Here is a 15,421-nt window from a genome sequence, read left to right as displayed (position 1 = left end):
TCAATATTGGCCTACTGTAGAAGCCCGTGTGCTCCGTGTCAGGTTAAACATTGCGTTTAAGTGTGTCTTGCCCGCCAACTGAAAGAAGCTGGCGCATAACAGAATCACTGTTCCGTTTGCTTGCGCCCCGTAACCGCAAATGCCACACCGGTGATAGACACCACACCACCGGCTATGGCCAAGACACCCAGGTGCTCATCGAACAACCAAAAAGCTTGCAGCGCGGTGACCGGCGGCACCAAATAAAACAGACTGGCCACCTGCGACGCCGCACCCCGACGAATCAGCAGCATGAGCAATAGAATGGCACCGATCGATACCCCGAACACCAGCCACGCCATAGACAACTGTAATTGGATGTTCCAGACCACCTCGCGGGTTTCAAGCGCGAATGCACCAATCGCGAAAAACACCGAGGCGGCGCTGTACTGAATAAAGGTCCCCGCCACCAGGTTAACGCTCTCGCCATGGCGCTTCTGGTAAACCGTGCCTACCGAGATACCAAGCAATGACAGCATCGCCCACCCCAGAGTCCAAAGGGGAAAGCCCTCTATGCCAGGCCCGCCACCCAGCTTTTCCATCAGTACCAAGCTTACGCCCAGCAATCCCAGCGACAAACCCACCCACTGCCGCAGAGTAACCGACTCACGTAATATCACGACCGCCGCCAACGCCGTGACCAGCGGCTGCAACCCAACAATCAGGGAAATAATCCCGGACGGCATGCCACCCTGAATGGCGTAATAGACACCGCCCAGGTAACAGCCATGCACCAGCAAACCGGTAACCGCAGTGTGTCCCGCCCCGCGCCAAGACGGCCAGGTAACCTTTAGCACCAAGGCCAGCACGCCCAACAGCACCAGCGTGAACAGCATCCGGTAAAGCAACAACGTGAAAGGTTCAGCGTAGGGTAAGCCGTACTTGGCACCAATAAACCCGGTGCTCCAGAGCCATACAAACACGGCAGGCACAACATAAATCTGGAACGCAGAACGCATGCAAATAGCCTTATAAACGTGGAGTAGTGACGGAAATCCGGAACGCACCTATTTTCCAGCCATAGAGCTGGTAAAGCAAAAGGTTCCAAAATGAACTTGAGTTTGGAGGAGATTTTCCGGTTAACGATTGACCCCTGAGCTCACAGCGATTAGCTTACAGTCAACCCGACCCCACAAGGGCAATCCCCTTCGGGAGATCCGGGCGCATGAAATCAAACGCCGGCCATAAGCCGGACGACAAAAACAATACCGCCACTGCCGCCGAGATCCGGCCAGGTGGAGAGGATTTCAAAATGTCTATATCAACACGTCCCCAAGGCGTATTGTGCCGTGCACAATCGCGTCTACCTGTTCAGATAATCACCTTTTATTTCCGCGAGTCAGCATCCACTTGGGCCAAGGAAGAGAGGTGATCCCCCATGACCGTATTCAGCCATCCCGAATTTGATAACCACGAACACCTGTCGTTCGTCTGTGACCCGGAAACCGGGCTCAAAGCTATTGTAGCCGTGCACAACACCTCCCGTGGTCCCGCTCTGGGCGGTTGCAGAATGTTCCCGTATGCCAGCGATGAAGAAGCCCTGCGCGATGTACTGCGTCTTTCGAAAGGCATGACTTACAAATCCGCACTGGCCAATCTTGACCTTGGCGGCGGCAAATCGGTGATCATCGGCGACCCGCGCAAGCAAAAAAGCGAATCCTTGCTGGAAGCCATAGGTAAACACCTCGAAGGGCTTGGCGGCCAGTACATTGCCGCCGAAGATTCCGGCACCAGCGTGGCAGATCTAAAAATCATGGGGCGGCATACGAAGCACGTCGCCGGCCTTGTCGAGCGCATCGGTTTTGACGGCCAGCCCAGTAATGGAGACCCCTCCCCCACCACAGCCTACGGCACCTTTGTGGGTTTGAAAGCAGCAGTAAAGCACAAGCTCGGCCGCGAGGATCTAACCGGGTTGAAGGTGGCTATTCAGGGTGTGGGCAACGTGGGTTACCGCCTGGCCCGTCATCTGAGGGAAGCCGGCGCAGAACTCTGGGTATACGACATTCATCACGCGAACATGCAACGTGCGGTGGATGAACTGGGTGCCCACGCGGCTTCAGCCGAGGACATTCTGTTCCTGCCGGTGGACGTGATTGCCCCCTGCGCCATGGGCGCCGTGCTGAACGACGACAGCATTCCCAGCCTGAAAGCCACGATCATTGCGGGCGCCGCCAACAATCTGTTGCAACGCCCGGATCACGATCAGGCATTAAAGGACCACGGCATCCTTTATGCACCGGACTTCGCCATTAACGCCGGCGGCATCATCGACGTGTTCTACGAACGCACCGGCGCTCCACCAGAGAAGGTAAGCGCCCATGTGGAAGGCATAGGCCGCACGCTTACCGAGATCTTTACACGCTCGGATCGCAGTGGCGTGCCAACCGGTGCGGTGGCCAACACGCTCGCCGAAGAACGTTTCCGAAAACACTCCGGCGTAGCTGCGGCATCGCCCGAGCGGCTTGTTGCCGCCGGATGATGAACGCCATTTGCTCTCCCAAACAAAAACAACGATCTAGCAGGAAACAATTATGTCTGAATCACATGCGCCCACTGCGGAAGCAATAGAAGGCTCCAACGCCAAACGGGGGCTATGGTCCTCACGCTTTGCTTTTATTCTTGCGGCCACGGGTTCTGCCGTGGGCTTGGGTAATGTCTGGAAATTCCCCTACATCACCGGTGAAAATGGTGGTGGCGCCTTTGTACTGGTTTATCTTCTGTGTATCGCCGCGATCGGCCTGCCGATCATGATGGCCGAAGTGTTGATTGGTCGCCGCGGTGGCCGCAGCCCGGTTAACAGCCTGAAGGCGATCGCCGGGCGCGACAGGCTGAACCCGGCCTGGCGCATGGTCGGTGCCATCGGAGTGATCGCCGGTTTCCTGATTTTGTCGTTCTACTCGGTGATTGGTGGCTGGGCGGTATCCTATGTGGGCACAGCGGCCAGCGGGCAACTCACAGGCCAATCTGCGGATGCCATTGGCGCCATCTTCTCTGACCTTCTGGCCGATCCGGTAACGCTGCTGATGTGGCACACCCTGTTTATGGCTCTGGTTATGTTTGTGGTCGCAAAGGGCGTTCGTGCGGGGCTTGAGCGCGCGGTCACCTTTCTGATGCCGGCCTTGTTCCTGCTGCTGCTCACGGTTGTAGGCTACGCCATGACCACCGGTGAGTTCGGCCGAGCCGTGACATTCCTGTTCCAACCGGACTTCTCCAAGCTCACCACCTCGGGCATTCTGGTGGCGCTGGGCCACGCGTTCTTCACTCTGAGCCTTGGCATGGCGGTGATGATGGCTTATGGCTCTTATCTGCCGAAAGGCATATCCATCGCCAAAACCTCCATTGCCGTCTGCGTCATCGATACCGGGGTGGCGCTGCTTGCCGGCCTGGCCATCTTCCCGATTGTGTTTGCGAACGGCCTTGAGCCCGGTGCCGGCCCTGGGCTGATCTTTCAGACCCTGCCGCTGGCATTCGGCCAGATGCCCATGGGCAGCTTGTTCGGAACCCTGTTCTTTGTATTGCTGATATTCGCCGCCTGGACGTCGGGTATTTCCCTGCTGGAGCCCATCGTTGAGTGGCTGGAAGAACAGAAAAGCATGAACCGGATGACTAGCACGCTGGCCGCAGGCTTCGTGTGCTGGTTACTGGGCATTGCATCGATTCTTTCCCTGAACCTGTGGTCCGATTTTGCGCCACTGGGCTGGATCGGCATGCTTGAGGGCAAAACGATCTTTGATCTTCTCGACTTTTTCACCGCCAACATTCTGCTGCCCCTGGGCGGACTTCTGGTTGCCGTGTTTGCCGGCTGGGTGATGTCGCGGGAGGCGATGGAGAAGGAGCTGGCGCTGTCAAAGCCTATGTTCCGCCTTTGGTACATCACCGTGCGTTACATTACGCCAGTGGCTGTGGGCGCTGTGTTTATCTACAACCTGTTCGGATAATAAGCAGCGTCGGGCAAGTAGACTGTCGATAACGGATCGGGGAGGCCTGCGGGGCCTCCCCGATAAACGCCTTCAAAAATAAATCCAAAAATAAATCTGTCCCGGTTTTCCGTCGGTCCCGGTTTTCCGAAAAGGCGATAGGGCCCTTTAAGATTTTCGATAATCGCCATAGCTTCGTCGTGGAAGACCACTTAGCGATCTGTCTGGTTTTAGGGGTTTAGTTCTATGAGCCCTAAATTGTCAGGCGCTGTAATGTTGCTTTTTTGAAGTGTCACGGCCTTTTGTGCCAGCAATCTGCCATTAACTGACGCACCCGTGTTCACTGCGATCAATGTTTTACCCAGTATCACACCTTCAAAATGTGCATGGGTTCCAATCGTTACTGAACCTGCAACCTGCCAGATAATATTCTTAGCTAAGGCGCCACCCGCTAAGGTTACTTTTACTGCACTGGCCTCGGTCAGTTCGCCTGACACCTGCATGATCCAGACATCATTCGGACCGCCAGAAAAAGTGACGTCAGTGCTAATGTTAAGATCTGAAGACCATTTGTAAAGTCCGGGAGCAAGGGTTAATCCGCCAATTTCACCCGCACCAAGTTCTGTGAAATCGGGCGATGTTCGTCCTGCTGCGTTTTCGTATGCAAATCCCATATCGTTTATTGCTACAGACAGCGAGCTAGGAGCAATGGCGTAACAGGGAAGCGGACCAGCCGCATCGACGGTATATATATTTCCGGTTACTTCGTCGCACTCAAGGAGTAACGCTGCACCAGTAATAGGACTTGTACCCACATCGCCAACAATTGCCGAGCGGTAAACATCGGTAATACCGCTCTGACTAAGAACGGCAAAACTTCCTGCACTTCTCAAATTTATGGGAGACGGGCCAGACGCTGCTATTGTACTTCCTGAAAACAAACCACCTATAATTAGCGGTAACAGTATTTTTTTTGAAATATTCATAGTTATTTTTTCCTTGTTTTAGTGTGTGATAATTAAATTATTAAAGGTGAATATTGTTTATTGTCATTTACCTGACAATATTGCAATGAGCATTCCAATGCAGACTTTAACTTATATAAATAATATCAAACTGATATTAAATAGACAATGTGGTTAGCTAGCGCCTCCAGCCACTATATGATGAGGCATCATTGGCCTCAGCCGTAACCGCATTAACCCTCTAAAATTAAGCGCTGACAGTAGATTATGGGAGCCGAGCCTTCCTATTTGGATTTCTAAATATTAACTCTTAAATAGTAGGCCTTGATCACAGAAATATCTGCAATAAATATGTTTTTAATTGTCAGTATTTGTAACGAAGGGGTGTCTTAATATAAGCCCAGGGAACCTCTAAATAACTTTCCCAAATCATTGAACCACTACAGTCAGAGAAGGCCGTTAAAACAGATCAGTCAGCTATCAGGGATTGCAAAAGCTCACCATTGAAGACCCTGTAGCCGGTTCCAGGGCCCCGGCTGTTTATCGGTCAGTCCCCAACCCCGGCTTGCTCTTCCCAATGTATGGCCTGCTCCGCATTTTCTTGCACGCCCTTGCCTGTACGGTAACCCTTCGCGGTTTCATCTATACCGAAACGGTCGCCTGATTCTGCCAGTCTGAGGAACCATTGAAAGGCATTTGCGTCACTTTGCTCAACCCCTTTGCCTTCCGCGTACATGTTGGCGACGTTCAGCATGCCCTGGCGGTTGCCATCTTTAGCTAGGGTCATATAGCGTTCAAACGCCAGATCATACTGGCCCATTTTGTACACTGCGTAGGCTTCCAGGACCCGGATCATATCCCGGGCAACACGCGTCTGGTCGTCTGCCGGCTGTGCCTGTGCCTGTGCCTGTGTTGTGTACGGCACCAAGGCGATCAGGACCACAAGCGCCATCGCCTTGAGTGCGTGCCTGGTGGGTTGCATAAGAGCGTCCTTTACGGGTGGCGTGAAGTTTGTTTGATCAATTCACGTTAGCAGCACCGGCGGGCAAGGTGAACGGTACTTAAGTACCTTATCGCTCGATTAAACACGCCTAAACGCTAGCTGGCAGCTTCAATCCTGCGGAAAGATAGGGCACTGATGGTTTGCGAAGCCCGCGAGCGTTGTGCCGCGGGCCGGGATGGTGAAGCAGCGCTAGCTCTGTTGCCGCTTTGCCTCTCCTGGACGCTGACGTACCTGCCATTGTTCATCCATGACAACAGGTGCATCTAAAGATTGGAGGGGCTCCTTGCCCCGGATCAGATCGGCGGCTCGCTCAGCAACCATGATGGTAGGCGCGTTCAGGTTGCCATTGGGTATGGTTGGGAAAATCGATGAATCCACAACACGCAGATTTTTGATGCCATGAACCCGGGTTTGCGGGTCTACCACTGCGCGCTCATCGATGCCCATCTTGCAAGTGCAGGATGGGTGATAAGCGCTCTCTACCGTCTGCCGAACGAAAGCGTCAATTTGCTCGTCGCTGTCAACCGCGGTACCTGGCTGAATTTCCTCCCCGCGGTACTCATCCATTGCTGGCTGGTTAATAATCTCCCGGGTCAGGCGAACGCACGCCCGAAAACCTTCCCGGTCGGCGTCGTGCTGTAAATAGTTGAACTGTATCCGTGGTGCTTCTTTTGGATCAGCAGACTTTACGTTTACGGTGCCGCGGCTTTTGGGTTTGTTGTGGCCAACGTGCAACTGAAATCCGTCGCCGTCAAATGCTTCTTTGCCGTCATAACGCATTGCCGCAGGCAGGAAATGGTATTGCATATCTGGCCATTCCACGCCCGCTTTGGAACGGATAAAACCGCAAGATTCGAAGTGGTTGGTGGCGCCAAGGCCATCTTTTTTCAGAATCCAGCGCACGCCTATTTTCAGTTTGTTCCACCAGTCGAGCTTGCGGTTTAACGACACCGGCTGTTCACAGCGGAACTGAAAATAAAACTCCAGATGATCCTGCAGGTTTTCACCCACTCCCGGCAGCTCGTGCTTCACCTCAATGCCGGCCTTTTCCAGAACCTCGCGGTTACCAATGCCGGAAAGCTGCAACAGGTGCGGAGAACCAATGGACCCTGCCGACAAAATCACCTCTTCAGTGGCTTTCACCTCATGGATCTTACCGCTCTGTTCGTAACGCACACCCGTAGCGGTATTGCCGTCGAGAAGCACTTTGTGCACCAGAGCATGGGTAACCACGGTCAGATTAGGGCGATCCATAGCCGGCCGCAGATACGCATTCGCAGTAGACCAGCGACGACCATTTTTAACCGTCATGTGCATGCTGCCAAACCCTTCTTGCTGGGCGCCGTTATAGTCCTTTGTGGGCAAATAACCGGCGTCCTGACCTGCGTTAATAAAGGCCTTATACAGTGGGTTTTGCATGTTGTTGCCGTTGTTTACGCCCAACGGACCGTCACCGCCACGGTAGCGATCACCGCCGAATGCCCAGGTCTCCGCTTTTTTGAAATATGGCAGTACCTGTTGGTAATTCCAGCCTTCTGCGCCTTCCGATTCCCATTCATCAAAGTCGCGAGCGTGACCACGCACGTACACCATGCCATTGATGGACGACGATCCGCCCAGCACTTTGCCGCGTGGGCAATGCATGCGCCGGTTGTCCAGATAAGGCTCCGGTTCGGTTTCGAACTGCCAGGCGAACTTTTTGGTGTTCATCGGAATGGATAAGGCGGTCGGCATCTGAATAAAGATGCTTTTGTCGCTACCACCGGTCTCCAGTAGCAGAACCTTACGCTGGGTATCTTCGGTCAGGCGGTTAGCCAGCACACAGCCAGCAGAGCCCGCGCCCACAATGATGAAGTCGTATTGGTTTTCTTTCACACACGTTCTCCTTTGTATCTCCGAAATTAAAATGGTGCGTCGATGTCTTCCATACCTACATACACAGCCTTGAGCTGGGTGTAGTGAGAGATCGTCTCGCGGCCATTTTCGCGGCCAATACCAGAGAGTTTGTAGCCGCCCACGGGCATTTCTGCCGGCGAAGCTCCGTAGCTGTTAATCCAGCAAATACCAGCCTGCATCTGATGAACAACCCGGTGGGCACGGCGAATATCATTGGTAAACACGCCCGCCGCCAGTCCGGTTTCAGTCGCATTAGCGCGATCAATCACTTCATTTTCGGTGGTGAACGTGAGCACCGACATCACCGGCCCAAAAATCTCTTCCCGCACGATGGCCATATCGTCAGTGCAGTCAGTGAAGATGGTCGGCTCCACAAAGTAGCCGCCCTTGGAATCTTCCGGCTCAAACGCATGACCTCCATGACGGAGTGTTGCGCCTTCTGCCACACCTTTAGCGATATAGCTCAATACCAGCTTGCGGTGCTTGTCAGAAATAAGCGCACCAAAGTTGGTTTTTGGGTTCATCGGATCGCCCGGCAGGATGTTGTTGCGGGTACGCTCCAGCAAACGCTCCATGAATTTCGGATAGATATCCTCATGCACGAACACTCGGGTGCCGTTGGTACAGATTTCGCCCTGGGTGTAAAAATTACCCACCATGGCGGCCGAGATGGCATTCTCCAGATCAGCATCGTCAAAAATAATGAGCGGGGATTTGCCACCCAGTTCCATGGTGACACTTTTCACAGTGGTCGCCGCCGCGGCCATGACTTTCTTGCCGGTGCCTACTTCGCCGGTAAACGACACTTTGGCAATTTCAGAGTGGTGAGTCAGCCAGGAGCCGACTTCCGCCGCGCCCTGCACGACGTTAAACACACCGGCGGGAACACCTGCTTCAATATAAATTTGGGCCAGTTTGGTGGCGCCCATTGGGGTTTCTTCAGACGGTTTGAAGATCATCGCGTTGCCACACGCCAGTGCCGGAGCAGACTTCCAACAGGCGATCTGTAGTGGGTAGTTCCAGGCGCCGATACCGGCGCAGATGCCCAGCGGCTCTCGGCGGGTGTAATAGAAATCACCCCCAAGATCCTGCTGGTTACCCTCAATCGACGGCGCCAGGCCAGCAAAAAATTCAATAGAGTCTGCACCGGTTACGATGTCCACCGCTTGCGCTTCCTGCAAGGGTTTTCCGGTATCCAGAACCTCAATAGCGGCCAGCTCGTCGTTACGTTCACGCAGTAATGCGACGGCTTTCAGCAGAATACGGCTGCGCTGCACGGCGGGCATGGCAGCCCACTCTATAAATCCAGCCCGCGCGCTCTCAATGGCGGCCTGCTGCACAGATTCATCCGCTATTTCTACTTCGTAGATCACTTTGCCCGTGGCCGGATTGACAACCGGAAACACCTCACCGGTATGGTTGGCAAAGAAGTGACCGTGAATGAAGTTCTGTAAACGAGGTATTGAATGGGACATAAAAACTTACAACCTTAACGTGAATAATGGATTGTTCTCTCTAACGGTTGTTCTCTCTGAGTGACGCTAACGGATGTTGTCTGGGGCCGGGCCAGCGTGTCCTGTACAAAGCGCTTGCACAGCCGCTCACCCGCTTCGAAACTTTCCTGTGGGTCCAGACTCAAGGCACTGCGCAACCAGAAGCCGTCTATCATCGCAGCCGTTTGCCTCGCTGCCTCGGTCGCTGCCGTAGGCTCCATCACTTGAGCGAAGGCGTAGCGCAGGTTGCTATAGAGACGCGCATTGTTGATCTGTTGCAAACGCTGCAGCCCGGGCTCATGCGTGGACCGCGCCCAGAAACTCAACCAGGTTTTTGCCGCCAGTGCCGAGCGCTGGAAATTGGAAAAGTTGGCATCAACGATGCAATTGAGACGCTGTTCCGGCGACCCGTCGGTCTTCGCCATACGTTCAAGCAGCTCTTTTCCGAGCTGGTCCAGTAAATATCGTAGCGCTGCTTCAATCAGGCCCTGCTTACCACCGAAATAGTGGCTGATGATGCCCGACGACATTCCCGCACGTTTGCTGATGCTGATAATGGTGGTCTTCTGCATCCCCAGTTCGGCAATCGACTCCATCGTTGCTTCAATAAGCTGCTGTTTTCGAGTGTCTTTTACTCCAACTTTTGCCATGATTATCCGCTGTTTGATCGTCCTGAAATTATTAATTGATCGTTCAATTAATTTTAAGGCTACAGAAACCAAGAGGGAGCTGCAACCTGCAGAAATGCAAGAAATAGCCGATCAAAGCCTGGTAAGGCGGTGAACGAGGATCAAAAAGATACCCACTACCACCAGGGCGAGCATGTCACTTACGAAGTAGGAATACAGCCTCACCAGCTAATGGTCTCGCCGGATGAATGATCGGTCTTGCCATTGCATCTGATCCCGAGGGCAGTTCAGGCTCTCTACCTTTTTTTCTTTAAGCCAAACCGTCTGCCCTTTATAATCATGCGCTTTCCAGTTTTCTGTCACTTCTATACAAAAGCCGGGGCGGTCAGGAAGAGACTTGATAACCGTTTTTGGATACCCCTCCGGCTTTTCGCCAATGACAGCGGAGTCCACGTCATTTACGTTAATGACACCTTGTTGCGATGAACAACCGCCGAGAAAAGCGGCAAGAGCAATAGTGATGATTTTTTTCAATGTTCTTCCTCTTCATCGCCAGCACATCGACTACTGCTCCGCGTAGTCTGCGGAACAATGCCCCAACGTTAGTTGGCCATGACAATCTTGTTCACAGTGGGCCTTTAGCGCCTGATTGTTGGCCGGACAAAATGTGGTGCAAGCTGCGGCACTCCACCATAGGATCGTCACAGTTGACGACAATATCGGAACGGGCAATCACATAACTCTTGCCGGTAATCTGGTTCTTCACCATCTGGATCTCGCCGCTCTGCTCCACGGCACTGAACTCGCCGATGAAGCTGGTTTCCCGCAGAGAAACAGTTTCCAGCCGATCGCCGGGTTTGATGCTGCCTTCATAATTCATCAATGCCAGCCGCGCCGACGTCCCGGTACCGGTGGTGCTGCGGCAGATGACGCCGGGATGCACATAAGTAGCTGAACGGGAACGGTAATAGCCTTCGCCCACAGGCTCCACCGGCCCCATGAAGTGGAGGAACGGCAAGGGCCCCACATCGCCTAACGTGTGATGGGAAAAACGTCGTTCCGCCTGCACCGCCTCCACAATGGCATGAGCCGCTTCGGTAAGCCTGCGCTCTTCGTCCAGCGTAAGGTCAAACCCCAGCTCTTTCGCATCTACCAGAGCATAGAAACCGCCACTGTAAGCAACGCTGTAGGTCACCATCCCCAAACGCGGCACCTCAACGGTAGCCCTGTAGGTGTGAATGTAGCTGGGCAGACCTTCACAGGTGATGGATTCCACCACCCCGTCACGCACCGTTGCGTCTATTTGCACCAGCCCGGCCGGCGATTCCAATAGAAACTGTTGCCGGCCTTCCTGCTTCGGCACAATGCCCGCTTCCAGAACTGCGGTGGCGGTGCAGATGGTGTTGGAGCCGGAGTAAATCGGATAGCCCATCACTTCCATGATGATGTATCCGGCCGCTGCTCGCGGATCTGTCGGCGGCACCAGCAGGTCTACAGACATCTCGGGAATACCGTGGGGCTCTTCCAGCAACAATCGGCGCAAGCCATCGGCATGGTCCCGCAGGTATTCCATCTGGGCTCGCACGGTGTCCCCCGGCAGCGGAGCAATACCGCCGGTGACAATCCGGCTGACATCGCCACCGGCATGGGTATCCATCAACTGAATGGTCAGTTCCGGTTTCATCACACATTCCCCAGGGTGAAAGGCTTGCCATGCTCGTTCCACTGCGCGTCTGGAACAATCACGATCTTGCCGAGGTAATTGCTGCCCCGATTCTCAAAATAGACCTCGGCATGATGCAGATCCGACAGTTTGAACGCGCCGTGAAGCACCGGCTTCAATTGCCCGCCGCGAATCCAGGCCATGAGCTGATCGGCTTCCTCACGGGTACCGTGAGACACCCCAAAAATCTGTACCTGATAAAGGTAAATGCGGGTCCAGAGAATCTCGCTGATGTTGCCACCACTGGCACCGGCGATGCTCAACCGCGGGTAGGTACTGCGGGCATTCATATCAAAGATCATGGTGTCGATGAACGTGTCAGTCATCTCTCCACCCACCAGATCCATCACCGCGTCAAACGGTTTGCCGCCCGTTACCGCCTTTACCCGGTCAACAAAGCTGCTCATATCAGAGCGGTCCAATACGGCCTCGGCCCCAAGCTTAAGCAACGCATCGGCCTTGTCGTCTTTACTCAGTGCATAGGGGATAGCGCCCACAATGCGGCACAACTGGATCAGCGCGGTACCCACGCCGCCACTGGCACCGCTTACAAGTACCCGCTCGCCTGCCTGAATATTGGCTGAGGTAACCATGTGGTAGGCGGTCTGGTACGAGCACATACCCATGGAGGCCAGTTCAGCATCAGACAGTTCCGGGTTGGGAATGTGATGAAATTGGTCCGAAGGCAGTGCGACATACTCTGCATAGCCACCGTCTGCACCGTGGCCGTAGTAATCAGGGGTCAGGTTGATGTCCCTGCGGGCATTGGCGTAGATGTTAAAATCCAGTAACCCACGCGCGCCCAGGCAGCTTTCACTCACGCCCTCACCCACCGCCACCACGCGACCCGCTATGTCGGCGCCCTGGATGCGGGGAAAAATCAACGTTGGCTTGCCACCCATCTGGAAAGACGTCATCTCTCCCTTTTTGGTGGGATAAAGCCCTTCGCGAGCTTTACGGTCGGTATTGTTCTTGGCGGTTGCCGTCACCTGCACCAGCACCTGCCCAGGCGCCGGATGCGGTGTCGATACGCTCTGGTATTCGAGCTTGTCGATCCCACCGTGACCGGTTAGAACCATCGCTTTCATAGTATTAGGAATCATAGGCGAACCCTCCGTGTCAGGTTACAAATTGAACCTGAGATAGATCTGGTCCGGTTTGTGGTAACTCTTATTCCAGCACCCCGGGCCAATTTGCGTTGGCCTTGAGAATAAAGCCTTCCGGGTCTGCAAGCCATTGGTCGTGCACTGATTCGTTGAAGTTCAGATACAACCGCCCGTTTCTGATAGCCCAATGCTGCGGGTCGCCCTTGGCCAGATAGCCTTGGCTTACAGCCCAGGCGCAATAACCTCCGTAGGAAGGCGCGTAGCGTTGTGGATCGTTTTTGAATCTGGCAAGATTTTCGGCGTTCGTGAATCGCCAGGTGGCGCCGCTATACTCTGTTGCGTGCCTGGCAGAGCCCTTGGCTGGCTGCCCTGACTCAAAGTAGCTTACGGTGTCGTAGCCACCCACAGCGGTATGACTTAGCAAGCCGGTGTAAACGGGCGGTTCAGACGCCAGCGCGCTGCTGGTGAAGAGCAGAATTATCGTCGCAAGAGAGAAGAGCCCAGTCATGTCATTTTTCCTTCGAATGGAGGGGGGTAATGACTAGACACCATTGAATAAATTTTGTTACCAACGGCTTTGAATATTTTGCTTCGAGTTGCAGGCCAAACACTCGAATCATGCACAGCTGGCTAATGCAACGGCCGCGTCAAACCAGCGTGCTGGCCTGACGCGGTCTACTCAGGGATGCATTTCCAGGCCTTAACCAACCGCTCTCTGTACCGCCACATAATGCGTGACCTTAGCCCCATCCATCACCGGTGATACCTTCCATTCAATGTTGAAAGGAGTACCGTCCTTGCGATAATTAATGGTGCTGCCGTGGAAGGTCCGATTGTTCTTCAGATCATCAGACAAACGATCTGTCTCCGCTTTGTCGGTCTCCGGCCCCTGCAGCAGACCAGGCGTTTTACCCAGCACATCGTCTGCCGAGTAACCCGTCAGGTCGGTGAAGGCCTGGTTGACATAAATGATCACTGAATTCTTATGGTTATCGGTCACGTCCGTCACCATCACCGACTCGAAAGCCAGACCCGCAACAGACTGAAAAAGTGGGGATTGCAGTAATTCTTTGGAATGATTCATACATTTCCTTTTGTATTACGAAACTGATCCGAGTTTTAAGGATCACCCGGAAATTATACGCACAGCAGCCCGTGCTGTATCAACCCCGGCAACACGATAGACAGGGGTACATTTATTTTTCAGAATTGGCTCTAACCGGTTTTCCTCAAGTGAAAAAACGCTGACAGCCAAGATGTGTTAGCCTTAGGGCTCTGGTATACGAGTTATCAAGTAGTTTTCCTGCTTGACCAGTTCGAGCGCTCTCTTCCGGCGTATTCTCGAGATCTCGCGTTTCATCGGCGGCCTGCCCGCCCTCGGCCCTCTGTTTCACCGACAGATACAGCCTGTTCAAAGACAGATACAGCCTTCATAGAATTGCGCCATTGATACATTCGACCCTGGCGCGCACTGCCTAAAAACCGAAGTCATTGTGACTTTTAGAAGTGTCATTTTGGGCGCCGGATTAATGACGTGCTTTTAAAAAAGCTCACGACGCCATCATTGTCGTCTATTTTTTTGCCCAGATATAATTTTGCGTTGAAAACGAGACAGGACTTTGCCTGTAATCAAAGAAAGTACGTAATCATCCATTACGGATAATAATACTTTTCGGAGATGTGTATGAGATTTTTAAATAAACTTGCTACTGCCGCTGCCGTTAGCTCACTGGTGCTTGGCGCGACTGTAGCCCAAGCAGATTCAAAAGAGCCTATTGTAATTGCCACCCATAACTGGACCAGCCAAATTACTATGGCTTACGTTATTGGCGGTATTTTTGAAAGCATTGGCGATAACGTTTCTTACGTACCTGCTGATAGCCAAGCAGTTTACGAATCTGTTCGTAACGGTGACGTCACTATTGCTCACGAAGTATGGCAATCTACCTTTGGCAAGTCTTTTAACAATGCTTTAGACGCCGGCGGTATTATTGATGTAGGCACGCACGCCTCTGCTACTCAAGAAGAGTGGTGGTACCCTGCTTATGTAGGCGATTTGTGCCCGGGCCTACCCTCTTGGGAAGCACTGAACGATTGTGCCGAACTGTTTGCAACGCCAGGCAGTGGCGGTAAAGGGCGTTATCTGGACGGCCCTATGGACTGGCATGGCCAGGAAACCCTGGATCGCATTGAAGCACTGGACATGAACTTTACAGCCAAGTTTGCCGGGTCATCCGGTGCACTTTGGGCTGAACTGGAGTCTGCGGCTAAAGACAACCGTGCCGTGGTGGTATTTAACTGGTCACCTAACTTCACCGATGCCGGTGACGGTGGCAGCTTCGTTAAATTCCCCGCGTATACAGATGGCTGCAAGAAAGCAGACGGCGGTGATGGCAAGTGTGGCTCGCCCCCAGCAGGTTGGTTGAAGAAGGCGGCGTATTATCAAATGCCCGCAAAATGGCCAACTGCTTATAAAATCTTTAACAACGTATCCTTTACCAAAAGTGATATCGGCAATATGGCAGCATTAGTAGACATCGATGGTATGACCCACGAAGCAGCCGCTACTAAATGGCTGGCTGATAACGAAGCAACCTGGAAAGCCTGGTTGTAAGAAAAACACGCTAACCTGAGCGCGCTGCGCTCAGGT

General features: G+C 53.4%; 15 protein-coding genes. 4 read left to right on the top strand and 11 right to left on the bottom strand.

From position 1 onward, the window contains the following. Positions 1-104 precede the first annotated feature (104 nt). Positions 105-998, bottom strand: a complete 894-nt coding sequence (locus MELB17_RS07745; RefSeq protein ID WP_007349624.1) for a DMT family transporter — start codon at positions 996-998, stop codon at positions 105-107. A gap of 206 nt (positions 999-1,204) precedes the next feature. Here MELB17_RS07745 and MELB17_RS25475 point away from each other — a divergent pair, with 206 nt between their 5' ends. The 3 genes from MELB17_RS25475 to MELB17_RS07735 are packed head-to-tail and all read left to right on the top strand — an operon-like array spanning position 1,205 to position 3,977. Next, complete coding sequence (locus MELB17_RS25475; RefSeq protein WP_157133261.1) at positions 1,205-1,411, top strand: hypothetical protein; 207 nt, start codon at positions 1,205-1,207, stop codon at positions 1,409-1,411. A 6-nt stretch (positions 1,412-1,417) separates the two neighbouring features. Continuing rightward, on the top strand, positions 1,418-2,518 hold the full coding sequence (locus MELB17_RS07740; RefSeq protein WP_007349623.1) for a Leu/Phe/Val dehydrogenase: 1,101 nt from the start codon (positions 1,418-1,420) through the stop codon (positions 2,516-2,518). A gap of 52 nt (positions 2,519-2,570) precedes the next feature. Continuing rightward, positions 2,571-3,977, top strand: a complete 1,407-nt coding sequence (locus MELB17_RS07735) for a sodium-dependent transporter (RefSeq protein WP_007349622.1) — start codon at positions 2,571-2,573, stop codon at positions 3,975-3,977. A gap of 209 nt (positions 3,978-4,186) precedes the next feature. On the opposite strand, the gene MELB17_RS07730 is transcribed toward MELB17_RS07735, so the two are convergent. The 10 genes from MELB17_RS07730 to MELB17_RS07685 form a co-directional block, all read right to left on the bottom strand. Beyond that, a complete protein-coding gene (locus tag MELB17_RS07730; protein WP_083796362.1) occupies positions 4,187-4,942 on the bottom strand; it encodes an ice-binding family protein in 756 nt (251 codons plus the stop codon). 526 nt (positions 4,943-5,468) lie between these two features. Next, positions 5,469-5,903 (bottom strand): tetratricopeptide repeat protein, encoded by a 435-nt coding sequence (locus MELB17_RS07725; protein WP_007349620.1) that lies wholly within the window; start codon positions 5,901-5,903, stop codon positions 5,469-5,471. Between the two features lie 210 nt (positions 5,904-6,113). Then, positions 6,114-7,799, bottom strand: a complete 1,686-nt coding sequence (betA, locus tag MELB17_RS07720; RefSeq protein WP_007349619.1) for a choline dehydrogenase — start codon at positions 7,797-7,799, stop codon at positions 6,114-6,116. Positions 7,800-7,825: 26 nt separating this feature from the next. Next, entirely contained in the window at positions 7,826-9,295 is a 1,470-nt protein-coding gene (gene betB, locus MELB17_RS07715) for a betaine-aldehyde dehydrogenase (protein ID WP_007349618.1), read from the bottom strand. A gap of 14 nt (positions 9,296-9,309) precedes the next feature. Further along, the gene (gene betI, locus MELB17_RS07710) at positions 9,310-9,963 is read right to left on the bottom strand and encodes a transcriptional regulator BetI (protein WP_007349617.1); all 654 of its coding nucleotides are present in this window, start codon (positions 9,961-9,963) and stop codon (positions 9,310-9,312) included. Positions 9,964-10,170: 207 nt separating this feature from the next. Then, positions 10,171-10,476 carry a hypothetical protein gene (locus MELB17_RS07705; protein ID WP_007349616.1) on the bottom strand — a complete coding sequence of 102 codons (306 nt, stop codon included), beginning with the start codon at positions 10,474-10,476 and terminating at the stop codon, positions 10,171-10,173. A 91-nt stretch (positions 10,477-10,567) separates the two neighbouring features. Then, positions 10,568-11,626: a proline racemase family protein gene (locus tag MELB17_RS07700; protein WP_007349615.1), complete on the bottom strand. Its 1,059-nt coding sequence runs from the start codon at positions 11,624-11,626 to the stop codon at positions 10,568-10,570. Then, entirely contained in the window at positions 11,626-12,768 is a 1,143-nt protein-coding gene (locus MELB17_RS07695) for a zinc-binding dehydrogenase (RefSeq protein WP_007349614.1), read from the bottom strand. Before MELB17_RS07695 ends, MELB17_RS07700 begins: the two co-directional genes overlap by 1 nt. Before the next feature lie 67 nt (positions 12,769-12,835). Continuing rightward, positions 12,836-13,279, bottom strand: coding sequence for a YHS domain-containing (seleno)protein (locus MELB17_RS07690; protein WP_007349613.1), 444 nt, complete (start codon positions 13,277-13,279; stop codon positions 12,836-12,838). Positions 13,280-13,471: 192 nt separating this feature from the next. Beyond that, positions 13,472-13,855 carry a PAS domain-containing protein gene (locus tag MELB17_RS07685; protein WP_007349612.1) on the bottom strand — a complete coding sequence of 128 codons (384 nt, stop codon included), beginning with the start codon at positions 13,853-13,855 and terminating at the stop codon, positions 13,472-13,474. 600 nt (positions 13,856-14,455) lie between these two features. Between MELB17_RS07685 and MELB17_RS07680 the strand changes: the two genes are divergently transcribed. Then, positions 14,456-15,385, top strand: a complete 930-nt coding sequence (locus tag MELB17_RS07680; RefSeq protein WP_007349611.1) for an ABC transporter substrate-binding protein — start codon at positions 14,456-14,458, stop codon at positions 15,383-15,385. Positions 15,386-15,421 lie beyond the last annotated feature (36 nt).

This window comes from Marinobacter sp. ELB17 (assembly GCF_000169375.1).
Classification (GTDB): Bacteria; Pseudomonadota; Gammaproteobacteria; order Pseudomonadales; family Oleiphilaceae; genus Marinobacter.
This window is presented reverse-complemented; position numbering and strand designations above follow the sequence as displayed.

Bases quoted from the DNA above. Each gene is read 5' to 3' on its own strand.
- MELB17_RS07745 (WP_007349624.1), bottom strand. From the start codon at position 998: ATGCGTTCTGCGTTCCAGATTTATGTTGTGCCTGCCGTGTTTGTATGG.
- MELB17_RS25475 (WP_157133261.1), top strand. From the start codon at position 1,205: ATGAAATCAAACGCCGGCCATAAGCCGGACGACAAAAACAATACCGCC.
- MELB17_RS07740 (WP_007349623.1), top strand. From the start codon at position 1,418: ATGACCGTATTCAGCCATCCCGAATTTGATAACCACGAACACCTGTCG.
- MELB17_RS07735 (WP_007349622.1), top strand. From the start codon at position 2,571: ATGTCTGAATCACATGCGCCCACTGCGGAAGCAATAGAAGGCTCCAAC.
- MELB17_RS07730 (WP_083796362.1), bottom strand. From the start codon at position 4,942: ATGAATATTTCAAAAAAAATACTGTTACCGCTAATTATAGGTGGTTTG.
- MELB17_RS07725 (WP_007349620.1), bottom strand. From the start codon at position 5,903: ATGCAACCCACCAGGCACGCACTCAAGGCGATGGCGCTTGTGGTCCTG.
- betB (WP_007349618.1), bottom strand. From the start codon at position 9,295: ATGTCCCATTCAATACCTCGTTTACAGAACTTCATTCACGGTCACTTC.
- betI (WP_007349617.1), bottom strand. From the start codon at position 9,963: ATGGCAAAAGTTGGAGTAAAAGACACTCGAAAACAGCAGCTTATTGAA.
- MELB17_RS07700 (WP_007349615.1), bottom strand. From the start codon at position 11,626: ATGAAACCGGAACTGACCATTCAGTTGATGGATACCCATGCCGGTGGC.
- MELB17_RS07695 (WP_007349614.1), bottom strand. From the start codon at position 12,768: ATGATTCCTAATACTATGAAAGCGATGGTTCTAACCGGTCACGGTGGG.
- MELB17_RS07690 (WP_007349613.1), bottom strand. From the start codon at position 13,279: ATGACTGGGCTCTTCTCTCTTGCGACGATAATTCTGCTCTTCACCAGC.
- MELB17_RS07685 (WP_007349612.1), bottom strand. From the start codon at position 13,855: ATGAATCATTCCAAAGAATTACTGCAATCCCCACTTTTTCAGTCTGTT.
- MELB17_RS07680 (WP_007349611.1), top strand. From the start codon at position 14,456: ATGAGATTTTTAAATAAACTTGCTACTGCCGCTGCCGTTAGCTCACTG.